Genomic DNA, 21403 nt, shown 5'->3' on the forward strand with positions numbered 1-21403 from the left:
CGTCGGCACGCCCCGGCGGGTCAGAACGCGAATACGGAGCTGTCGTTCACGCTGCCCGCCATCTCGCAGGCGTTGCCGTACGTGGTGTGGAACGCGACCCGCTTGCCCTCCCAGACGCCGTGGGCGGTGACGACGACCGGGTCCCACTGCCGGGTACAGATCCGGTTCGAGGGGCCCGCGGTGAGCTCGGCGAACTTCCCCTGGACGGACGTCAGTTCCTTGCAGGCCGCGGCGGCTTCGGGGTGAGTGCCCTCGGCGCGCGGGGCGCAGGTGAGCGTCACGGCCCGCTCGACGGTGGCGGTCATCGGGTCCTCGCCCCGGGCGACGGTGAGGACGAGGGCGGACGGGGCGTAGAGGCTTTCCGTGCCCGTCGGTGCGGCGTGGGCGGTGGCGGTCGCGAAGCCGCCGAGCAGCAGGGTGCTTGCCGTGATGGTCGCGAAGATCGTGTGACGGTGGCGTTGCATCGGTGAAAACTCCTCTGTCAGGCGCTTGATTGCGGTCAGGAGTCTTGCGCATGCGGAAAGTAGGCGCACATCGACGGCCAGCTTCCAGCCGCAGACGTCAGTTCGAACCGACCGGATGGTCGTTCGGGCAGCTCACGCGGGCCGCAGGCGCCGTCCAGCATATGGACACCCCGGAGTGGTTCAACCAGAAACGAAGCCCTGACCTGCGACGACTCCGGGGTGGTCCGACTTTCCCGAGTCACCGCTTCGGCCGGAAAGTGCCGCCCATCGAGGGCCGTCGGGGCGCGAGGTTCACGCGAGAGGGGGTTTCGATCACATGGAGGACACGATTCCGAATCCCCCTTGACCTGGGGAACTTAGGTTAGGCTAACCTCCCTTCCCGTGACTGCTCCCGCCCTCGACCGACAAGACCCTCCGCCGCCCCGGCCCTCCGCCCCCGACGCCGGCCTCGACGCACGCGACATGACGATCGCGTACGACCGTGCCGATGTCGTTCACGGGGCCGATCTGCGGCTGCCGCGCGGCCGCGTCACCGCTCTCATCGGGCCGAACGGCAGTGGGAAGTCCACCCTGTTGCGGGCCGTCGCCCGGCTGCACAAGGCCCGTACCGGCACGGTGACCGTGTCGGCCGAGAACGCCGCGCCCGTCGACGCGCTCGCCCTGTCGCGCACCGACTTCGCCCGCCGCGTCACCCTGCTCGCGCAGAGCCGGACCGCCCCGGCCGGTCTCAGCGTCCGCGACGTGGTGGGGTTCGGCCGGCATCCCTACCGCCACCGGCTGCGCGGCACCGACCCGGACGGGGCGCGGCTGGTCGAGCACGCGCTCGCCGTCACCAACCTCGCCGACTTCGCCGACCGCGGGGTGGAGAGCCTGTCCGGCGGGCAGCTGCAACGCGTCTGGTTCGCCTGCTGCCTGGCCCAGGACACCGACGTCCTGCTCCTCGACGAACCCACGACCTATCTCGACCTGCGCTACCAGGTGGAGATCCTCGACCTCGTCCGTGATCTCGCCGACACCCACGGCGTCACCGTCGGGGTCGTCCTGCACGACCTGGACCAGGCCGCCGCCGTGGCCGACCAGGTCGTCCTCCTCTCGGCCGGACGGATCGTCGCGGCGGGCACGCCCGCGGAGGTATACGACCCCGAGCGGCTCAGCGACGCCTACGGCATCCGTATCGACGTCGAACCCGACTCCTCCACCGGCATCCCGCGCACCCGCGCGGTCGGCCGCCACCACCTCCGCCCCGAAAGGCCCTGAATACCCCATGAAGAACCAGTACATGACGTGGCCCGTCCTCGCCGCCGCGGCCGCGCTCACCCTCACCGCCTGCGGCACCACCGAGGCGCCCAAGCAGGAATCCGCCAAGGACACCGCGGTGACGGTCACCGACTCGCGCGGCAAGAGGGTCACGCTCGACGGCCCGGCCAAGCGCGTCGTCGGCACCGAGTGGAACGTCGTCGAGACGCTCGTCACGCTGGGCGTCCAGCCGGTCGGCGTGGCCGACGTCAAGGGCTACACCGCGTACGACAAGGCCGCCCCGCTCAAGGGCGACGTCAAGGACATAGGCACCCGGGGCGAGCCCAGCGTCGCCACCGTGGCCGGTCTCAAGCCCGACCTCATCGTCGCGACGACCGACCTGTCCGACTCCGCCGTCGCGCAGCTGTCCAAGGCCGCACCGGTCGTCGTGGTGCGCTCGGCCGACGCCAGCCGCCAGATCGACCAGATGATCGACAATGTCAACCTCATCGCCGAGGCCACCGGCACCGAGGAGAAGGCGAAGTCCGAGATCGACTCGTTCCGCAAGGCGGTGGCGGACGGGAAGAAGAAGCTCGCGGCGGCCGGGCTCGACGGCAAGGCGGTCGCCTTCGCCGACGGCTGGCAGGAGGGCAACCAGGTCTCCGTGCGCCCGTACGTCAAGGGCTCGCTGCTCTCCGACCTCAACACCGAACTCGGCCTGGCCGACCCGTGGAAGCTGGAGGGCGACAAGGCCTACGGCCTGGCGGCCACGGACGTCGAGGGCCTCACGAAGATCGGCGACGCGCGGTTCACGTACATCGCCAACGACGCCGACAACGGCGACCCGTTCGCCGACGGCCTCAAGGACAACGCGGTGTGGAAGTCCCTGCCGTTCGTCAAGAACGACGAGGTGCACCGACTGCCCGACGGCATCTGGATGTTCGGCGGCACGGCGTCCATGCGCGAGTACATCGACGCACTCGTCGGCGCGCTGACCGCCTGACGATGAGCACCCGCACCACACCCGCCCCGCCCGCCCCCGTGCAGACCGGGGCGGGCGCGGCCGCTCCGGCCGGGGCACCGTCCCCGGCCGCGACCGGCTCCCCGGCCCGCCGTGGCCGGATGTTCCTCCTCGCGCTCACCGCGCTCCTCGTGCTCGGCGCCCTCGCGGTCGTGCACCTGGGCCAGGGCACGGCCGCCGTCGACCTGCACACGCTCTGGCAGTTGGCCACCGGACCGGCCGCCGATCGGACCGCCGACGAGCAGACGGCCGCCGTGGTCCTGCACTCCCGGCTTCCCCGGCTCGCGGCGGGGCTCCTCGTCGGCTGCACGCTCGGCGCGGCGGGCGCCGCCCTCCAGTCCGTGTCGCGCAACATGCTGGCCTCCCCCGACACGCTGGCCGTGAACGCGGGCGCGTACCTCGCGGTCGTCGCCGTCGCCGCGTTCGGCATCACGCTGCCCGCGCTCCCGGCCGGTGGCACCGCGTTCCTCGGCGGGCTGCTGGCGGCGGGTGTCGTCCTCGGCCTGTCCCGGGCGGGGGCCGGTCCCATCCGCCTCGTTCTGGCGGGTTCGGCGCTCACGCTCGCCCTGACCGGGCTGAGCGGGATGCTGCTGCTTCTGCGTTCCCAGCAGACGACCGGGCTGTTCGCCTGGGGCAACGGTTCGCTGGCGCAGATCGGCATGCAGTCCATCGACCGGCTCACGCCGGTCGCGCTCGTGGCCTTCGTCGGGCTCCTGCTGCTGGGCCGTCGGCTGGACATCCTCGCGCTCGGGGACGACGGGGCGGCCGTGGTCGGGGTCAGTCCCCGGCTCACCCGGAGCATCGCCGTGATCCTCGCCGTGCTGCTGTCGGCGGTGTCCGTGACGGTGGCGGGGCCCATCGGCTTCGTCGGCCTGTGCGCTCCGGCCGCGGTCCGGCTGCTGAGCACCCGGGTCCCGGCCCTGATCCGGCATCACGCGTTCATCCCGGCCTCGGCGTTCGCGGGAGTCGTCGTGGTGCTCGGGGCGGACGTGGTGCTGCGCGCGGTGTTCGGCGCGCAGGCGGGGGCCGAGGTGCCGACCGGCATCGTCACGACCTGCTTCGGCGCGCTCGCCCTGGTCTACCTGGCCCACCGGTCGCAGGACATGGGCACGGACGCCGGCTCGACGGCGTTCGCCCGGCTGCGCAGCCGACGGGCGTTCGTCCTCACGCTCGTGGTGACGGTCGTGGGGCTGCTGGGCGCCGTGGTGGCGGCAACCCTGTTCGGCGACGCCACGCTGCTCCTGGGCGATGTGGCCAACTGGCTGGCCGGCCGGTCGGGACAGTTCGTCACGTACGTCCTCGACACCCGGGTGCCACGCGTCGCCGCCGCCCTGCTGGCCGGTGCGGCCCTGGCGGTCGCGGGAGCCGTCGTCCAGGCGGTGTCGCGCAATCCGCTCGCCGAGCCGGGGGTCCTCGGTGTCGTCAGCGGGGCGGGGGTGGGGGCCGTCACCGTGCTCACCGTCGTACCGCTGGCGAGCTTCTGGCTGATCGGCGGCTCCGCGCTGGTCGGTGCGGCGGCCGCCGCCGCGCTGGTGTTCGGTCTCGCCGCACGCCATGGTCTTGAGCAGAACCGGCTGGTGCTGATCGGGATCGGCGTCCAGTCGGGCGCGGCCGCGTTCGTGAGCCTGCTGATCGTGCTCACCGACCCGTACAACGCGACGAAGGCGCTGGCCTGGCTGGGCGGTTCGACCTACGGGCGGACGTTCCCGGAGCTGATCCCGGTGCTGGTGACGCTGGTCGCCGCGCTGCCGCTGCTGGCGGTGATGCGCCGCGAACTCGACCTCATCGGCCTGGACAGCGAGACCCCCCGCCTGCTGGGCATCCGCCTCGGCACCACCCGGCTGGGTCTGCTGAGCATCGCCGTCGTCCTGACCGCGGGAGCCGTCGCGGCGGTCGGCGTGATCGGGTTCGTCGGCCTGGTCGCCCCGCACGCGGCACGGGCCCTGGTGGGCCGCCGCCATGTGCGCGTCATCCCGGTCAGCGCGTTGCTCGGCGCGCTGCTGGTGGTCGTGTCCGACACGGTCGGCCGGACGATCATCGCCCCGGCGCAGATCCCGGTCGGCCTGCTCACCGCCGTGATCGGCGCGCCGTACTTCATCTGGCTGCTGTGGCGGTCACGGCGGGAGGGCTGAGGGCCGGGGCGATCCGGCGGCGCACGAGGAACGGAGGCTGGTGCTCCAGCCCGAGCCGGTGGTGCGCCGCCCCGCCTCGCCGCGCGCTGAGGGACCGCCTCGGACGCGGGTGTGGTCTCCTCAGACGCGGTTGAGGAGTCCGTCCAGCGGTTGTGGCAGGCGTTCCAGGTCCAGGGCCCCGGTCAGCGCTCTCGCGTAGTGCTCCTTGCGGCCGCCGATGGTCCCCATGAAGCGCCGCAGCTGCGCCTCGACGGGCCGCTCCCGCTGGGCCGGCTGCCGTTGGAAGGTCCGGAAGGTGCGCAGGTCGCCCTGGTCGTCGATGGCCTGCTGGACACCGCCGGTGCCGAGCGCCCGGATCAGCTCGTCCTCCAGGTCGGCGTGGCAGGTGAAGAAGCCCAGCTCCGCCAGGTTGCCGGGGGTGAGCCCCGTGCCGAATCCGGTGCGCTCCAGGCCCTGGAGGAAGAAGCGCTGCTCGGCCGCGTCGCACAGACCGGCGAGCCGGAGGCCCAGCCCCTGGGGGCCGAGGGGGCGCAGGAAGCGGATGATGCTGGTGGCGCCGCCCATCGGCACGACGACGACACCCTCGGCGGCCAGGGTGCGGCCCTGGCGTTCGGCGAGTGCTTCGACCGCCGCCCGGTCGCTGACGCCTTCGACGAGCACCACGGTGCGCAGGTCCAGGTCGGCCGCCAACTCCCGTACGGTCGCGGCGGCGGGCCCGGTCGGCGCCCCCTCGCCGTCCGCCGCCCAGGCGATGACCGTCTGCCGGAAGCGCGTCGCTGTGTCCACGGGCCCAGTCTGGCACCGTGATCGGCTGGTACGGGAATGGTTTTCGCGGCCGTCAGGTGCGGGCGGGCGCCCTCCGGGCCGGGTACGGGCCGACGCCCGGGACGAGCGCCGGCACACGGCCCGCGGAGGTCGGTCCGGCGTTCCTGAGACCGATCCGGAGGGTCAGGCCTCCGACGCGCACCACCGGCAGCGAGGTGCCCGGATGGGCAACGACGAAGAACGCGGCTACCGTCGCCGCCCGGTGCTCGGCCGGTGCCGCCGCGCTGATGGCCGTCACCGCGCCCCGGAACGCGAGCCCCAGCCCCAGACCGCCGCACAGCGCACGAGCGACGAGCACGGGCAGCGAGGCGAGCAGCAACGAGGCGGCCACCAGCACGAGTCCGACGACCAGGACGAAGCACCCGCACGGCGGGGCCCGCCGCTCCCCCACCCGCTCCATGAGCGCCTGTCGGGGCGCCGGGGCGCCGGGCCGTCGGGGCGTCATGCCGGGGGGACCTGACTGGGGGGCGGGAGCTGCGGGTCGCGCCCTCAGCCGTCCCATCGGCCGCGTGGGGTCAGCGCGTTCCGCCGTGGCGGCGCTCGAACGCGGCGAACGTCGCTTCCTGGCGCCACTCGGTCGCGGCCTTCGGATGGTCCGCGAGATGGCGGGCGCAGGCCGGGGCGGGCGGGGCGAGGCCCGGCTGCGATCCGGCGCAGACGCGCACCGGGCGGTAGCCGATGCGGGCGGAGCCGGCGGCCCGCAGGCTGTCGCCGTCGAGGAACGCGTACTCCAGCGAGGCCCGCGCCAGGTCCTTCAGCTCGATGCAGCTCAAGCCGTAGGTCTCACGGGCGTACTGGTACTCGTGGCTGATGTCGATCCGTGAGACGCCGGGGGCGTCGGTGGCCAGGACCGCCGGGACGCCGTGGCTGCGGTAGGCGTTGAACGGATGGTCGTCGCCCGCCACGCCCAGGATCTGCTTGTTGTACTGGCCGCGCCCGAGAGGTGGTTGTGGAGGTCGCCGCCCTTGGGCAGCGCGGCGAAGAACACCCGCAGCCGTGCCGGATCGCCCCCCCAGCGCGTCAAGGTGGGCCGCGGTCCTGTGCTCGGCCGGCGTGGTGATGCGGTGCGAGGCCCGTACGGCTTTGGGGGACGGGTCCTGGGCGGTGCCGCGCCGGCCCGGACCGCGGGAAGCAACGGGAGTAAGGCGAGGGCGCCGATCCCGGCGGGGACGAGGGACTTGGGACGATGCGCCTCCGAATCGATGAGATCACCGCCGAATGATCGCGTCGGTAAACGCACTTTCCGCCCGGATCGCATCCCGGATCGCAGGGATGGCGGGCAGGGTCCACCCGATCGAGTGCCCGACGATCGCTCGGCCGCCACGGCGAGCGGGCCAGACGGTCACCCCCACCAACAGAGAACCAACCGTTTGGTTTGTTTTTATGTCCGATCTGCCGGGTTGACTCGAGAAATCCGGCCACTGTTCACCCCCGGCACCTGACACAGACTCCCGATGACCCGCCTGCACGCATGGGGCCACACCCCACTTGTCGCTGATCAGGATGGCCCACGGCTCCCACTCGACCGAGGTCGGCGACAGCCGGACCAGCGGAGCGCGACTCCCGGAAGCCACAAAAAAACCAACCGGCATGGATGCTATTTCGGCTGATCCCCGAGGCCGCTCAGCGAGCTCGCCACATCGGCGGCAGCCTCGTCCCGACAGTACGTCGGCCGACCCTTGTCCCCGTTGCCACCTGCATCAATGCTAGTAAAGGCGACGCATGGCACAGGCAAAGGACCGGGCAAGTCCGCTTCGCCGGGGCCGATTCCGCTTCACGGATGAGCCATCCGGAAGGTCAACACGGTGGCTGATTGGCAACGGCTCCCGCCGAATCGCGGTGGACTCGTCCGAGCGCGCGTGTGTAGCTTGTGGACCGCTTGGCCGGAACTCCTTACGACCATCGCCCCGGTAATGGAATCGCCCCCCGACGCGAGGCGCGACCGAACGTCACCGGACGCGCCTTCATTCGTGCGTTCGGTGTGCCCTGCTGTGACCGGATAACCTGGAGCGATCGCCCTCATGAGCAGCCTGCCCCATTCCACCGCCCTGCCCGCGTCGCAACAGCCACCCTGGGCCGACCAAGAGGCCGTGGACGAAGTTGAGCAGCGCATTGCGGAATTACCCCCGCTGGCCGCTCCCGACGAGATATCAATGCTCAGAATGCGCCTCGGCGCCGTGGCACGCGATTCGGCGCTGCTCCTCCAGGGCGGCGACTGCGTGGAACGTTTCGAGGACAGCGACTCCGGAGCTGTCCGGCGAAAAGTCCGGCAATTGCAGGACTTGTCAGCTCTGATGCGTGATCGCACCGGACTGCCCGTCGTGGCCGTCGGCCGCATGGCCGGGCAGTACGCCAAACCGCGCACCGAGCCCTGGGAACAGGCGCCCTACGGTGAACGCGTACAGAGCTTCCGGGGCGACGCGGTGAACAGCTTCGTGGCGGACCGGCGTCTGCGCACCCCGGACCCCTGGCGGATGCTGACCGCCTACAACTGTGCCCGGCTCGTCCTCGACACCCTGCGGGAGACCTGGCGGGAAGGGCCGCACGAGCAGGCCGTGTTCGCCTCGCACGAGCTTCTGCTCCTTCCGTACGAACGGGCTCTGCGGCGCGGCGGGGTACCGAAGCCCCTCCTGGCGTCGACCCACTTCGGCTGGATCGGCGAGCGGACCAGGGAACCGGGCGGCGCCCATGTCGAACTGGTGCGCTCCGCCGGGAATCCCGTGGGGGTGAAGCTCGGGCCCGGAGCGACGCCGTGGGATGTGCTCGACCTGCTGACGCTGCTGAACCCGGACGGCATTCCCGGACGGCTGACGTTCATCACCCGTATGGGAGCCGGTCGTATATCCGAAGCGCTGCCCCCGATCGTCCGTACGGTGCGGGAAACGGGAATTCCGGTTGTCTGGCTGTGCGATCCGATGCACGGGAACACCTTCAACACCGCCGACGGAACGAAGACCCGATCCGTTCCGGTGATACTCCAGGAGATCAAGAAATTCGTCGAAGTGGTCTCGGAGAACGACGGATGGCCGGGTGGACTTCATCTGGAGATGACGTCGGATCCGGTCACCGAATGTACGCACTCATGGCCCGGACAGGACACACCAGAATTTCCCGACTACCGATCCGCTTGCGATCCCCGCCTGAATGCTGAACAAGCAGTCATGGCAGTAGAGATGTTTCTGGCCGCCCGCTCCACCAGCAGAAAAGAATAATGGGAACTCACTACCACACCGAAGCCCCCCACACCCCGCCCGCCCCCGACCGGGCCGGAGCCAGACAGTGGGCCGGACTCGCTGTCCTGATCCTCCCCGTCCTCCTGATCTCCGTGGACATGACCGTCCTCAGCTTCGCCGTGCCCCACCTCGGGGAGGATCTGAAGCCGACGTCGGTCCAGTTGCTGTGGATCGTCGACGTCTACTCCTTCGTGCTGGCCGCGTTGCTGGTCACGATGGGGTCGCTGGGGGACCGGATCGGGCGGCGCAAGCTGCTGGTGATCGGGGCGGCCGCCTTCGGCCTCGCCTCCCTGGCAGCGGCGTTCGCGCCCAGCGCCGTCGCGATGATCGCGGCGCGCGCGCTTCTGGGGCTCGCCGGAGCGACCCTGATGCCTTCCACGCTCTCCCTCATCCGCAACATGTTCCGCGACGATCACCAGCGCAAGATCGCGATCGCGATCTGGGCCGCCGCGCTGTCCGCGGGCTCGGCCCTGGGGCCGGTGCTGGGCGGTGCGCTGCTGGAATTCTTCTGGTGGGGCTCGCTCTTCCTCATCAATGTGCCGGTGACGCTCTTCATCGTGATCCTCGCACCGGTGCTGATCCTGGAGTCCCGGGCGGAGGAGCCGAGCCGGCTGGATCCGCTCAGTGTCGCGCTACTGGCCGCCGCCATGTTCCCGATGGTCTACGGGATCAAGAAGCTGGCAGTGGAAGGGCTCGCCCCGGTGCCACTGCTCTGTGTCGCGGTCGGCGTCGCCCTGGGGGTGGTGTTCACTCGCCGGCAGCTCGTCCGTACGGCACCGATGCTTGATGTGCGCCTGTTCGGCATCCCCAAGTTCACCGTCGGGGTGCTGCTCAACCTGATCACGCTCTTCGCGATGATCGCGGCCCTGTTCTTCCTGACCCAGTACCTCCAGATCGTCCGGGGCATCTCGCCCCTGGAGGCCGGGCTCGTGCTGCTGCCCGGCATGGCGTGCGCGATCGCCGCCGGTTTCATCGCGGTGGCGTTCGCCCGCTGGTGGGGCGTGACCTCCGTGCTGGTGCTCGGTCTGGTGCTGATGGCCATCGGCTTCGTGCTGTTCACCCAGCTCGCCTCCGGACCCCAGGTCCCTTACGTCGTGGTCGCGTTCGCCCTGGTATGTCTCGGGATGGGGCTCACCCAGAGCCTCACCAACGACGCCGTGCTGTCCGCCGCCCCCGAGGACCGGGCGGGCGCGGCCTCGGCCGTCTCGGAGACCGGGTACGAACTGGGCGCCGCTCTCGGCATCGCGATCCTCGGCAGCGTCCTCGTCTCGTCCTACCGCTCGGCGCTCGGGGCCCCGCCGGGCGTCCCGGCGGACGCGCTGGCGGACGCGAGCGAAGGCGTGGCAGGAGCGGCGGGCGCCGCTGCCGAACTGGGGTCCGCGCAGAGCGAGTCGCTGCTGTCGGCCGCCCACGCGGCGTTCCTGACCGGCGTCCACACGACCAGCGCGGTCGCCGCGGTGATCCTGGTGGCCGCGGCCGCCCTGACCGCCTGGGCGCTACGGACCCGCAGGCCCACCTGACCGCGCGGGCCGGCCGGTACACCCGGCCGGCCCGCGCGGCCGCCGCTCGTGCCGGTGCCCCCTCCTGCCCGCCCGCCCTCGCACCCGCCGCCGGCTCACTCGCCTCTCGACGAAAGGAGATCCGTGGACCCCGCGCCCGACATCGCCCCCCGGCCCTCGACGGACACCGCGCCCGACCCGCTGGGAGAACTCCGCCGGGAACTGGACGCCATCGACGCAATCCTGCTCGACGCCCTGCTGCTCCGGTTCCGTTGTGTCCACCGCATCGGTGTGGCCAAGGGCTCCCACAGCATTCCGGTGATGCAGCCCCAGCGGGTGCGCACCGTGCTGCTGCGGGCCACGGAGTTCGCCGAGGAGCACCGGCTGAACCCCACGGCATTGCAGGACGTCTTCGCCGTACTGATCACCGAGGCCTGCCGTCAGGAGGAGGCCGCCGACCGGTCGGCGGACCCGGCCCTGGCCAGAGCGTCGTCCTGGGACCGGGTGGAAGAGATCGTGAGGGAGATACAGGACCGTGCGCACTCTGCTCATCGATAACCACGACTCGTTCACCTACAACCTGTACGACCTTCTGCACCGCGTGAACGGCCGGGCGCCCGAGGTCGTCACCAACGACACTCCGTGGTCCGAGGCCGAGTTCGGTGCGTTCGACAGCATCGTCGTCTCACCAGGTCCCGGGCGGCCGCAGCGCACCGGGGATCTGGGCCTGTCGCTGGCGGCGTTACGTCAGACCAAGGTCCCCACACTCGGGATCTGCCTGGGTCATCAGGGGCTCTCGCACGTCAACGGCGGGCGGGTGGCGCACGCGCCGGAGCCGATGCACGGCCGTGTGTCCAACGTCCACCACAGCGGAGCGGGGCTGTTCGCGGGACTCCCCAGCCCGTTCGCCGCCGTGCGGTACCACTCGCTCGCCGTGAGCGACCTGCCGCCCGACCTGGAGGCGATCGCCTGGACGGCGGGCGGGGTGATGATGGGAGTGCGGCACCGTGAAGCGCCGCAGTGGGGCGTGCAGTTCCACCCGGAGTCGATCCTCACCGAATACGGGGTGGAGCTCTTGGAAAACTTCCGTTGCCTGGTGGGCGAGTGGACGAAGGAGCCGCGCCCGGTCCGGTCCGGCGGACCGGAACGCGGCCGCTATCACCTGGAGCACCGGCGGATCGACGGCGCACCGGACACCGAAGCGCTCTTCACCGAGCTGTACGGGGACTCCGGAGCGGCGTTCTGGCTCGACAGCGCGGGAAGCGGTGACCACGCGCGGTTCACCGTGATGGGTGACGCCTCCGGGCCGCTCGCCGAGCATCTCTCGTACTCCGTCTCTTCCCGTTCCTGGACCGTCACCAGGAGCGGGAAGACCACGACCGTCGAGCAGGGCTGGTTCGAGTACCTCGGCGAGCAGCTCGCCGCCCGGCGCACCGCGCACCCGCCGCAGCTCCCCATCGACTTCAACCTCGGCTATGTGGGTGTGCTCGGCTACGAGTTGAAAGCCGAGACGCACGGCATGGCCTGCCATGTCTCACCGCTGCCCGACGGTCAGCTGATCTTCGCCGACCGTGCGGTGGTCGTCGACCACCAGGAGGGCACGGCCCATCTGCTGGCCCTCACCGATCCCCTGGACCCCGCGACGGTTCCCGCGGCCGCCGCCTGGCTGGCGGAGACCGCCGAATCGGTACGGCGCCACGGGGCGGAGTACGCGTCCGGTCCGGCCCGGTGCCCGTCCGTACCCAAGGAGACCCCCGGTGAGGAGCGCGTGTTCGCCCTGGACCGGTCGCGCGACGACTACCTCGCCGGCATCCGGTCCTGCCTGGCGGCGATCACCGACGGCGAGTCGTACGAGATCTGCCTGACCAACACGGCGGAGAGCGAGCCGCTGACGAATCCTTTCGGCACTTATTCCGCGCTGCGCGCGCTCAGCCCCGTGCCGTTCGGCGCCTATCTGCGGATGGACGAGGTCTCGGTGCTCAGCGCCTCCCCCGAACGGTTCCTGTCGATCGGCCGTGACGGCCGGGTCCAGGCCAAGCCGATCAAGGGGACCCGTCCCCGGGGGGCCACGGAGAGCGCCGACCAGGAGATCCGGCGCGAGCTGGCCCGGAACCCCAAGGACCGGGCCGAGAACCTGATGATCGTGGACCTGCTGCGCAACGATCTGAACCGGGTCTGCATGGTCGGCAGCGTCCATGTGGCGAAGATGTTCGACGTCGAGACCTACTCCCATGTGCATCAGCTGGTCAGCACCGTGCAGGGCAGGCTCCGTCCGGACCGTTCGGCCATGGACTGCGTGCGGGCCACCTTCCCCGGCGGATCCATGACCGGGGCGCCGAAGGTCCGCACCATGGAGATCATCGACCGTCTTGAGCCACGGGCCCGGGGCTACTACTCCGGGGCGATCGGCTGGTTCTCCCTGTCGGGGGCGGCCGATCTGAGCATCGTGATCCGCACCCTGGTCAACAGTGCGGACGCGTGCACCTTCGGGGTCGGCGGGGCCGTCATCGCCCTGTCCGATCCTGACGCCGAGTACGAGGAGATCCTCGTCAAGGCCCGGGCCGTGCTCGCCGCCGCCCGGGGCACCCTGGGGCTCCCCGCCACACGTGAGGAGGCACCGCGGTGAGCGCCGGTGCGGCACCCTCCTGCCTGGTGGTGGGACTGGGGCCGGTCGGGCGGATGTTCGCCCCGCTGCTGCGGGAGGGCGGCGGGCGGGTCCGTACCGTCGCCGCGGATCCGGCGGCCGGGGCCGACCTCACCGGCGACATCGGGGAGCCCACGGCCGAGCTGCGGCGGGCGCTCGGCGCGTCCGACCTCGTCCTCCTCGCCGTCCCGGAGCGGGCCGCCCTGGCCGCGCTCCCCGTCCTCGCCCGGTGCACCGGCCCGGGGACCACCGTCGTCGACACGCTCTCCGGCAAGCGGCGCTACCTCGACGCGGCGCACCTGCTGGCGCCCCGGCCGACCCTGAGCCTCAATCCGCTCTTCCACCCCGCGCTGGGGTGGCGGGGCAATGCCGTGGCCGCCTGTGTGGTGCGGGAGGGCGGGCTCGGTCCCGTACTGCTGGCCCGTATCGGGGAGACGGGGGCGCGCGTGCGGCAGCTGGCACCCGAGGACCACGATCCCAGCCTCAACACCGTGCAGACCGCGACCCATGCCGCGCTCCTGGCCTTCGCCCGGACCCTGGCTGATGCGGGGCTGCCGCCGGAGCTGCTCTCCTGCGTGCCGCCGCCGACCCGGCTGCTGCTGGCCCTGACCGCGCGGATGCTGACCGCCTCCCCCGACACCTACTGGGATATCCAGCGCTCCGGGCCGACGAGCACCGCCGCCCGGGCGGGCCTCGCCCGGGCCCTCGCCGACCTCGACGCCTGGACGGACCGGCACGACGACACCGCCTTCCGGAACTCCCTCACCGAACTGACCGACTGGTTCGGCCCCGAGCTCCCCACCCTGGCGGCGGATGCCGCCCGGGTCCTGTCCACCCCAGCGACCCCCACCAAGCCGCAGGAGCCCGTGTGAACACGCCCCCCGCCCCTCACCTCCAGGCCGAGACCGACGCGCACGGCAACTGGGTCGCCCGCCGGTCGGCGGCGACCACCGGCATGTACGACCGAGCGGTACGTGCCGGGCTCACCGGACACACCGTCACCGGGCGCGACGGGAAGACACTGTCCCTCGACGACGGTGCCCGCTGCGTGGAGTTCGTCTCCTGCTCCTACCTCGGCCTGGAGGACCATCCGCGGATGGTTCACGCCGTGCGCGCCGCCGTCGGCACCTACGGGATTCACCTGTCGTCGTCCCGCAACTCCATGCAGCCCGCCGAGGCGGCGGAGCTGGAGGAGCTGCTCGGGCAGATCTATCCCGGGATGCACGCCCTGGTGTTCAACTCGGTGAGCAGTGTGCACCTGGGGCTGCTGCCGCTGCTCGGTGCCGGTGTGCTCCCCGGCTACCCGGTCGCCGCCGCGGGCCCGTTCTACGTGGTGGAACGCACCGCCCACGCGTCCATGCAGGTGCTGCGGGGCGTCCTCGAACAGCTCGGGCCGGTCACCCGGTTCACGATGGAGGACCCGGAGAGTCTGGCCGAGGCGATGACGGCGGCACGCGCCTCGGGGCGCACCCCGGTGATCCTCGTGGACGGCATCGGCTCCATGGGCGGGCTGATCGATGTGGCCCGCCTCCAGAAGGCGGCGGAGCATCACGGCGGGTACGTCTACATCGACGACGCCCACGGCACGTCCATCGACGGACCGCGCGGTGCGGGATACGCGCATCTGGCCCTGGGCGGCCGGGTCCCGGACAACACCCTGCTGGTCGGCTCGCTGTCCAAAGCTTTCGGCGGCTCGGGCGGCTTCGTCCTCACCCACACCGAACGCGATCTGCACGTGCTGCGCCGCGAGGGCAACACGATGGTCTTCGGACACTCGAACATGGTCACGCACATGGCGGCCAATGCCGAGTCCGCCCGGATGCACCTGGACGGCACGGTCGCCGCGCTCCAGGCGGACCTGTGGGCGAACACCGCCCTGTTCGACGATCTCCTCGCAGGCGCCGACCTCGTCAACTCCGGTACGCGGTCGCCCATCCGGGGGCTGGCGCTGGAGAGCGAGGAGGCCGCGTTCGCCACGGCGGTGCGGCTGCGGGAGGCCGGTGTGCTGTGCTTCCCCGTCTTCTACCCGATCGTGGCCCGGGGCACCGGCCTGCTGCGGTTCGCCCTCTCCAGCACACACACCCCGGCCCAGATCAAGGAACTGGCCGCCCTCCTGGGCGCCGCCTGACCCGGGGCGCGGGCCGTCCGGCCCCCCGTACGGCACGGCCCGCGTCCCGACCCTCCTTCCTCCCGTCCTCCCTCCCGCTAGGAGACCCGCATGTCCCTGCCCGACGCGCACACCGGTCACGACGTCGTCGTGGTCGGCAACGGCTCCCTGGGCTCCTCCCTCGCCGTCGAACTGGCCCTGCGCGGGGCCTCGGTGGCGCTCGTCGGCCCGGCCAAGCGCCCGTACGCGGCGTCCACCGCCGCCGGGGCGATGCTCGGCTGCTTCGGCGAGGTGACCACATCGCTGCTGGCCCATCCCTACGGGCAGGCCAAGTTCGACCTCGATCTCAAGGCCAAGGATGTATGGCCCGCCTGGCTGGAGACGCTGGCCGACGGCACCGGCGAGGGCTCCGACCTCATCACCGCCAAGGGCACCACCGTGCTCCTGAACACCGTCGGCACCGGCCCCATCGACACCGAGAACTACACGGCCATCCAGCAGGCCCTCGACAAGCACGGCGAGGCGTACGAGTCGGTGGACCCGGCGGACGTCGACTGGCTCGACCCCGACCCCAACTCGCGCCCGCTGCGGGCGATGCACATACCCGGCGAGCACGCCGTGGACTCGGGGCGGCTGCTGCACCGGCTCGACACCACGGCCCGCCGGCTCGGCGTGAGCTTCCTCGACCACCGGGCCGTGTCCGTGGTCCGGGACGGTGACCGGGCCCGGGGGGTGCTCCTCGACGACGGGACCGTCGTCCGGGGTTCCGCGGTGGTCCTCGCCGGCGGGGTCGGCTCCCAGGAGCTGGTCGACTCGGTGGACGGGCTCGGCGACTGCATCCCGAGGCTGGTCGCCGGATACGGCGTCTCCGCCATGGTGACCACGCAGGACGGGACCCAGCCCGACGCGGTGATCCGTACACCGAACCGGGCTTTCGCCTGTGGGCTGCACGTGGTACCGCGCGGCACCGCCCGGGTGTACATCGGTGCGACCAACATCATCAATCCGCGTCCGCTGGCCGACCCCGTCATGCGTGATCTGCTGTTCCTGCTGGAGTGCTCGCACCGGCAGATCCGGCGCGACCTGTGGTCCAGCAGCGTCGTCGGCGTACAGGTGGGGAACCGTCCGGTGTCCCTGGACGGGTTCCCGCTGCTGGGCGAGACTCCGCTGTCCGGCCTGTGGATGATGACCGGGACCTACCGGGACGGGCTCTTCCTGTCGCCGCTGCTGGCCAGGGAGTTCGCCGCCCGACTGCACGGCCAGACCCCGGAACTGGATCTGGACCTCTTCGTTCCCGAGCGGCGTCCGCTGCAAGGCGCCTCCCGTGAGGAGACCTTACGGACCACCGTGGAACACATGCTGGCCACCGGGTACGAGCACCACTGGAACATCCCGACGGACTGGCAGGAGCTCCTGGGCCCGGATCTGGAGACCATCTACCGGGACTGGGCCGGGCGCATCGACCCCGACTTCACCCCGCCGCCGGAGCTGCTGGCCTCCTCGCGCCTGCACCCGGGGATGACCGAGTGGATCCGGTCCTACTACGACAGCTGCCGCAGCCGGTTCGGGGCGCCGACGCCGCCGGTCGTCCGGGTCGGCGACGAGGTCCGGCGGGCCACGGAGCGGCTCTCCCAGGCCCGGGTCTGGACCCCCGGTCCGGACGCCCTGGCCCTGGCCGCACACGCGCTGGAGCTCTCCCCCGAGGCGGCGGAGACCCTCGACCTCGACGCGGAGATCGCCCCGGAGGCGGCCACGCGGCTGCGCACCCTGGTGGACCGGCGGGCCGATCGGGTCCCGCTGGAGTATCTGACCGGCCGCGCCACGCTCTTCGGTCTCGCCCTGGAAGTGGGCCAGGGGGTGTTCGTGCCCCGGGTGCACTCCGAGGCGATGGTCACCAACGCGCTGGCCCGGACGGCTCCGGGCGCGCTGCACGCGGTGGACCTCTGCACCGGCTCGGGCGCGATCGCGCTGGCGGTGGGCGCGCTGCGGCCGGGTTCCACGGTCACAGGAGTGGACCTCTCCGACACCGCTCTGGACTACGCCGTACGCAACGCGGCGAAGCTCTCCGGGCAGGTGGACTCGCGGGTGGCCTTCATCGCGGGCGACATCACCGCCCCCGGGCTGCTGGCATCGATGGACGGCAGCATCGATCTGGTCACCGCCAATCCCCCGTATGTGCCGGACAGTCTGCGGATTCCCCCGGAGTGGGCCGTGCACCAGCCGGCCGAGGCGATCTACTCCGGCTGGGACGGGCTCGACCTGATCCGTGCCGTGGCCCGGGTCTCCGCCCGGCTTCTCGCGGAGGGCGGTGTGCTGGCCGTCGAGCACTACGACGCCGTCACCGACGAGGTGGTGGCGATTCTCTCGGCCGCCGGGTTCGAGTCGGTCATCAGCCACCGCGACCACGACGGCTTCCAGCGATACGTCACCGCGTTGCGCGGCCCGCGCGGCTGAGCCCCGACGACCCGAGGAGACCGTATGACGGTGTCACGACGCGGGGTGCTCAAAGGGAGCGCGGCCGCCACAGTGGCCGGGGGCGCCGCCCTCGCCCCGGCCGGTCCGGTCCGCGCAGCGCCGCCCGGCGAGGACGGGCGGCTGGTGGTCCGCCGTGCGGTCAACCTCGGGGTGTCTGTCCACCGGACCGGCGGGATGCTCGCCCTCGACGGCCACAACGTGATCTGGACCCTGCCCCTGGCCGGCGGCACGGCCCGGCGGCTCACCGACGACATGGAGGACGGCAGCCGGCCGTCGTTCTTCCCGGACGGCCGGAGTCTCGCCTTCCAGTCGTTCCGGAACGGCAGTTACGACATAGCCGTCGTCGGTCTCGGCAGCCGCGAGGTCACACGGCTCACCCCCGGGCCGCAGTACGACCTCGATCCGGCGGTCTCGCCGGACGGGAGGGCCATCGCCTACGTCTCGGACTCGGGCGGGACCAGTGCGGTCTGGCTGTGGGAGGCCTCCGGCGGACGGTCGCGCCCGCTCGTCGGCACCGACGACGAACGGTCCTACCACTCCCCCGCGTGGCACCCCGGAGGACATCGCCTCTCGTACGTCGCGGGGGACGCCTCCGTGGAAACGTACGACCTGCGGACCGGCGCCGTCACCGTGGTGCACCGGGCGGGCGAAGGGGTCGTTCTGCGGGGCACCGGCCACGGCCCCGGGGGCCGGCTGTCCTGGGTCTGCGTCAGCGGGCCGCGGGCCACGCTCTCCGTGGACGGCGTCCCCGCCACCGGGCGGCCCGAGGAGCCTGCCCCGCTGCCCGCCGCGTGGCTCTCCGGGAACGAGCTGGTCTACGGCGGCGACGGCCGGTTGTGGCGGCGGAGGGTCCACTCCGACGGTCCTGGCCGGTCGGCCGGAACGACCCACCGCGAGGGCCCTGGCCGGTCGGCAGCGGGCAGGCTGGAGATACCCTTCGCCCTCGGCCTGGCGGCCCCGGCCGCCAGGCCTGCCCGCCGCCGGCCGGCCGTCGCGCCCGCGGACGCACCGGTGCAGGGTCTGGTCGCACCGGTGATCTCACCCGACGGGGAGTCGGTCTGCTTCGGCGCGCTCGGTGCGCTCTGGATGCAGCGGTTCGGCGAACGGCCGCGGCGGGTGGTGGCCGACGGGTACGCCAACACCGATCCCGACTGGCTGCCCGACGGCTCGGGCCTGGTGTACTCCAGCGACCGTGACGGCGGCCCCGACCTGTGGCGGTTCACACCGTGCGACGGGCGGCACGAACGGCTGACCCGGCGGGCCGAGGGGGCCCTGCGCCCCCGGGTCTCCCCGGAGGGCGGTCTCGTCGCGTACCACGACGAGGCGGGTGCGACCCGGCTGCTGGATCTGACCGACGGCACCGACATCCGGCTCGCCGCGCCGACCGACCATCCGGGGCGGGCCGCATTTTCGCCGGACGGCCGCCTGGTGTCCATGGCGGTCCAGCTGCCGGGATCGGAACGCGATCCGGCCGGGCTGCACGGCCTGCGTACCGTCGACCGGATCAGCGGCGCCGTCGTGGACCAGGCCGTCGCCCCGCACCGGTCGATCGGCACACGCGGCGATGACGGCCCGGTATGGGCCCCGGACGGCCGCCATCTCCTGGTCGTCCTGGACAGCCTGCTGCACCGGGTGCCGGTGGCACCGGACGGGACGGTGACGGGAGAGCCGGTCGCCCTGTCCTCCCTCGTCGCCGACTCCGTCTCCGTATCGTCGCGCGGGCAGGTGCTCTTCCTGTCCCTGGGCGAACCGGTGTTGCTGGCCGCCGACGGGCGCTCCCCGCACCGGCGGCAGCCCGTGCGGCTCACCTGCCGCCGCCGTCCGGCGCCGCCCCGGACCGTGATCCGGGCCGGGCGGCTGTGGGACGGCGTATCGGACGGCTACCGCCGGAACGTGGACATCCACGTCGAGGACGGGAGCATCACCTCGGTGACCCGGGCACGCCCCGGAGCGGCGGCGCCCACGGTGGACGCCAGTGATCTCACCGTCGTACCGGGCCTGATCGACACCCACAACCACTGGCACATGCGGGGTGGATCCTGGGGCAGTCGGCAGGGGCCGCTGTGGCTGGCATACGGCGTCACGACGAGCAGGTCCACCGGCGATCCGGTGTACCGGATGGCGGAGACCCGTGAGGCGCTGCGCTCCGGGGCCCTGGTCGGCCCCCGCTTCCTCGGCTCCGGTGAACCGCTGGACGGCACCCGGGTCTCCTTCGGCTTCATGCGGGCCGTGTCCGGCGAGGAGCAGCTCGAACGGGAGCTGCGCAGGGCGGAGTTCTTCGACTACGACGTCGTCAAGTCCTACCAGCGGCTGCCGGTACCGCTGGAGCGAAGGCTCGTACGCCGACTGGCGCGTCGGGGTACCCCGGTGACCTCGCACTACGTGTACCCGGCGGCGCACACCGGTCTGTACGGCATGGAACACACGGGAGGCGGCAACCGCCTCGGGTACTCACGGACGCTCGGCGCAGCGGGCGGCCGCACGGCCCAGGACACCGTGGACCTCCTCGTCGCCTCGGGGATGTGGGTCTCCACCACCTTGTTGTTCGCGGGCGAGCTGTACGCCGGCGGGGCCGGTGCGGTCTCGGCCGACCTGCTGCACGACCACCGGACCCGGACGCTGTTCCCGCCGTGGGAGTACGCGCGACTGCTGGCGAAGGCGGAACGTGCCGATCGTGCGAAGAGCGAGCTGGATGCCGCCTGGACGGCGGGGGACGTGGATCTGCTGCTGCGCGTGCACGAGCGGGGCGGACTGGTGGTCGCGGGCACCGACGCGCCCCTGGACGACGTGGGGATCAGCATCCACCAGAACCTCCGAGCCCTGGTCCGGCACGGTTTCAGCCCGGTGGCGGCGCTACGGACGGCGACCGTGAACGCGGCCCGGTGCCTGGGCGCGGAGGGGCTGCTCGGGGCGGTCCGCCCGGGGGCCCGGGCAGACCTGCTGATGATCGACGGGGACCCGCTGCGGAACATCGCCGACACCGCGCGCATCGAGCGGATCTTCGTGGACGGGCACTCCCACACCGTCCCGGAGCTCCTCGCGCCCTTCGAGGGCGCGTACCGCCCCTCCGCCACCCCTTCCGCCCGCTTCACCGCCGAGGCCGCCGCCGCCCGGCGCCCGAACTGCTGCCGGGACCATCCTGGCCGCCCGAGCCGAAGGGGCCGCTGATGACCGCCCGTACCGAGGCGAACGCCACCGTGAGAATCGCCCAGCCGATCCGGACCGACCGGCTGTTGCTGCACCCCTTCACCCCGGGGGACGAGGCCGACATGTGGGACTTCGAATCGCGGCCGGAGGTGGCGCGCTATCTCTTCAACGAGCCGCGCGGCAGAGAGGACAACGCACGGGAACTGAAGGACCGTTGCACCCGTACGTCACTGACCCGGCAGGGCGATGTCCTGGTGCTGGCGGTGGAGCACGAGGGCCGCGTGATCGGCTGGACCCAGCTGATCTGGCTCGACGCGGCCGCCCGGCAGGGTGAGTTCGGCTATGTGCTGCACCCGGCGTACCAGGGGCGGGGGTTGGCCGGGGAGGCGGCGGTGGAGATGCTCCGGATCGGCTTCGAACGCATGGGGCTGCACCGGATCATCGGCCGTTGCGAGGCCCGGAACACGGCCTCCGCCCGGCTGATGGAGCGGCTCGGCCTGCGCAAGGAGGCCGAGTTCACCGACTCCCTGATTTTCAAGGGCGATTGGGGCAGCGAGTGCGTCTACGCGATGCTCGCGCCCGAGTGGCGCATGTCGCGGTGGCGCGCGCCGCGGTGAGGA

At 72.0% G+C, this 21403-nt stretch carries 14 protein-coding genes and 2 pseudogenes; 12 read left to right on the forward strand and 4 right to left on the reverse strand.

The genetic code is table 11. The features are described 5' to 3' along the window. Positions 1-20: 20 nt before the first annotated feature. Positions 21-464 (reverse strand): subtilase-type protease inhibitor, encoded by a 444-nt coding sequence (locus tag ACZ5WC_RS19055; protein WP_468541878.1) that lies wholly within the window; start codon positions 462-464, stop codon positions 21-23. Between the two features lie 462 nt (positions 465-926). On the opposite strand from ACZ5WC_RS19055, the gene ACZ5WC_RS19060 reads away from it, so the two are divergent. Genes ACZ5WC_RS19060 through ACZ5WC_RS19070 form a run of 3 tightly spaced genes read left to right on the forward strand, consistent with a single transcriptional unit; the run spans position 927 to position 4853 of the window. After that, a complete protein-coding gene (locus ACZ5WC_RS19060) occupies positions 927-1721 on the forward strand; it encodes an ABC transporter ATP-binding protein (protein WP_468541879.1) in 795 nt (264 codons plus the stop codon). A 7-nt stretch (positions 1722-1728) separates the two neighbouring features. Next, positions 1729-2703, forward strand: a complete 975-nt coding sequence (locus ACZ5WC_RS19065; RefSeq protein ID WP_468541880.1) for an iron-siderophore ABC transporter substrate-binding protein — start codon at positions 1729-1731, stop codon at positions 2701-2703. 2 nt (positions 2704-2705) lie between these two features. Next, the gene (locus ACZ5WC_RS19070) at positions 2706-4853 is read left to right on the forward strand and encodes an iron ABC transporter permease (RefSeq protein WP_468541881.1); all 2148 of its coding nucleotides are present in this window, start codon (positions 2706-2708) and stop codon (positions 4851-4853) included. Between the two features lie 120 nt (positions 4854-4973). On the opposite strand, the gene ACZ5WC_RS19075 is transcribed toward ACZ5WC_RS19070, so the two are convergent. The 3 genes and pseudogenes from ACZ5WC_RS19075 to ACZ5WC_RS19085 all read right to left on the reverse strand — a co-directional run. Then, positions 4974-5639, reverse strand: a complete 666-nt coding sequence (locus ACZ5WC_RS19075; protein ID WP_468541882.1) for a TOPRIM nucleotidyl transferase/hydrolase domain-containing protein — start codon at positions 5637-5639, stop codon at positions 4974-4976. Between the two features lie 52 nt (positions 5640-5691). Beyond that, positions 5692-6087, reverse strand: a pseudogene (locus ACZ5WC_RS19080) (MFS transporter); the annotation flags it as partial. A 106-nt stretch (positions 6088-6193) separates the two neighbouring features. After that, a pseudogene (locus ACZ5WC_RS19085) lies at positions 6194-6601 on the reverse strand (adenosine deaminase); the annotation flags it as partial. Positions 6602-7699: 1098 nt separating this feature from the next. On the opposite strand from ACZ5WC_RS19085, the gene ACZ5WC_RS19090 reads away from it, so the two are divergent. The 9 genes from ACZ5WC_RS19090 (at position 7700) to ACZ5WC_RS19130 (ending at position 21400) form a co-directional block, all read left to right on the forward strand. Then, positions 7700-8890 carry a 3-deoxy-7-phosphoheptulonate synthase gene (locus tag ACZ5WC_RS19090; protein WP_468541883.1) on the forward strand — a complete coding sequence of 397 codons (1191 nt, stop codon included), beginning with the start codon at positions 7700-7702 and terminating at the stop codon, positions 8888-8890. Beyond that, complete coding sequence (locus tag ACZ5WC_RS19095; RefSeq protein ID WP_468541884.1) at positions 8890-10431, forward strand: MFS transporter; 1542 nt, start codon at positions 8890-8892, stop codon at positions 10429-10431. The genes ACZ5WC_RS19090 and ACZ5WC_RS19095 overlap by 1 nt, the downstream gene beginning before the upstream one ends. A 123-nt stretch (positions 10432-10554) precedes the next feature. Continuing rightward, positions 10555-10968 (forward strand): chorismate mutase, encoded by a 414-nt coding sequence (locus ACZ5WC_RS19100; protein WP_468541885.1) that lies wholly within the window; start codon positions 10555-10557, stop codon positions 10966-10968. After that, the gene (gene pabB / locus ACZ5WC_RS19105) at positions 10946-13036 is read left to right on the forward strand and encodes an aminodeoxychorismate synthase component I (RefSeq protein ID WP_468541886.1); all 2091 of its coding nucleotides are present in this window, start codon (positions 10946-10948) and stop codon (positions 13034-13036) included. The genes ACZ5WC_RS19100 and pabB overlap by 23 nt, the downstream gene beginning before the upstream one ends. Further along, on the forward strand, positions 13033-13926 hold the full coding sequence (locus ACZ5WC_RS19110; RefSeq protein ID WP_468541887.1) for a prephenate dehydrogenase/arogenate dehydrogenase family protein: 894 nt from the start codon (positions 13033-13035) through the stop codon (positions 13924-13926). Before pabB ends, ACZ5WC_RS19110 begins: the two co-directional genes overlap by 4 nt. Next, complete coding sequence (locus ACZ5WC_RS19115; RefSeq protein ID WP_468541888.1) at positions 13923-15182, forward strand: aminotransferase class I/II-fold pyridoxal phosphate-dependent enzyme; 1260 nt, start codon at positions 13923-13925, stop codon at positions 15180-15182. Before ACZ5WC_RS19110 ends, ACZ5WC_RS19115 begins: the two co-directional genes overlap by 4 nt. Positions 15183-15272: 90 nt before the next feature. Continuing rightward, positions 15273-17615: a HemK family protein methyltransferase gene (locus ACZ5WC_RS19120; protein WP_468541889.1), complete on the forward strand. Its 2343-nt coding sequence runs from the start codon at positions 15273-15275 to the stop codon at positions 17613-17615. A gap of 24 nt (positions 17616-17639) precedes the next feature. Beyond that, complete coding sequence (locus ACZ5WC_RS19125) at positions 17640-20804, forward strand: amidohydrolase family protein (RefSeq protein ID WP_468541890.1); 3165 nt, start codon at positions 17640-17642, stop codon at positions 20802-20804. Further along, complete coding sequence (locus ACZ5WC_RS19130) at positions 20804-21400, forward strand: GNAT family N-acetyltransferase (RefSeq protein ID WP_468541891.1); 597 nt, start codon at positions 20804-20806, stop codon at positions 21398-21400. The genes ACZ5WC_RS19125 and ACZ5WC_RS19130 overlap by 1 nt, the downstream gene beginning before the upstream one ends. Positions 21401-21403: the final 3 nt, after the last annotated feature.

It is taken from the genome of Streptomyces sp. NPDC033165 (assembly GCF_055577965.1).

Bases quoted from the DNA above. Each gene is read 5' to 3' on its own strand.
- ACZ5WC_RS19055 (WP_468541878.1), bottom strand. From the start codon at position 464: ATGCAACGCCACCGTCACACGATCTTCGCGACCATCACGGCAAGCACC.
- ACZ5WC_RS19060 (WP_468541879.1), top strand. From the start codon at position 927: ATGACGATCGCGTACGACCGTGCCGATGTCGTTCACGGGGCCGATCTG.
- ACZ5WC_RS19065 (WP_468541880.1), top strand. From the start codon at position 1,729: ATGAAGAACCAGTACATGACGTGGCCCGTCCTCGCCGCCGCGGCCGCG.
- ACZ5WC_RS19070 (WP_468541881.1), top strand. From the start codon at position 2,706: ATGAGCACCCGCACCACACCCGCCCCGCCCGCCCCCGTGCAGACCGGG.
- ACZ5WC_RS19090 (WP_468541883.1), top strand. From the start codon at position 7,700: ATGAGCAGCCTGCCCCATTCCACCGCCCTGCCCGCGTCGCAACAGCCA.
- ACZ5WC_RS19095 (WP_468541884.1), top strand. From the start codon at position 8,890: ATGGGAACTCACTACCACACCGAAGCCCCCCACACCCCGCCCGCCCCC.
- ACZ5WC_RS19120 (WP_468541889.1), top strand. From the start codon at position 15,273: ATGTCCCTGCCCGACGCGCACACCGGTCACGACGTCGTCGTGGTCGGC.
- ACZ5WC_RS19125 (WP_468541890.1), top strand. From the start codon at position 17,640: ATGACGGTGTCACGACGCGGGGTGCTCAAAGGGAGCGCGGCCGCCACA.
- ACZ5WC_RS19130 (WP_468541891.1), top strand. From the start codon at position 20,804: ATGACCGCCCGTACCGAGGCGAACGCCACCGTGAGAATCGCCCAGCCG.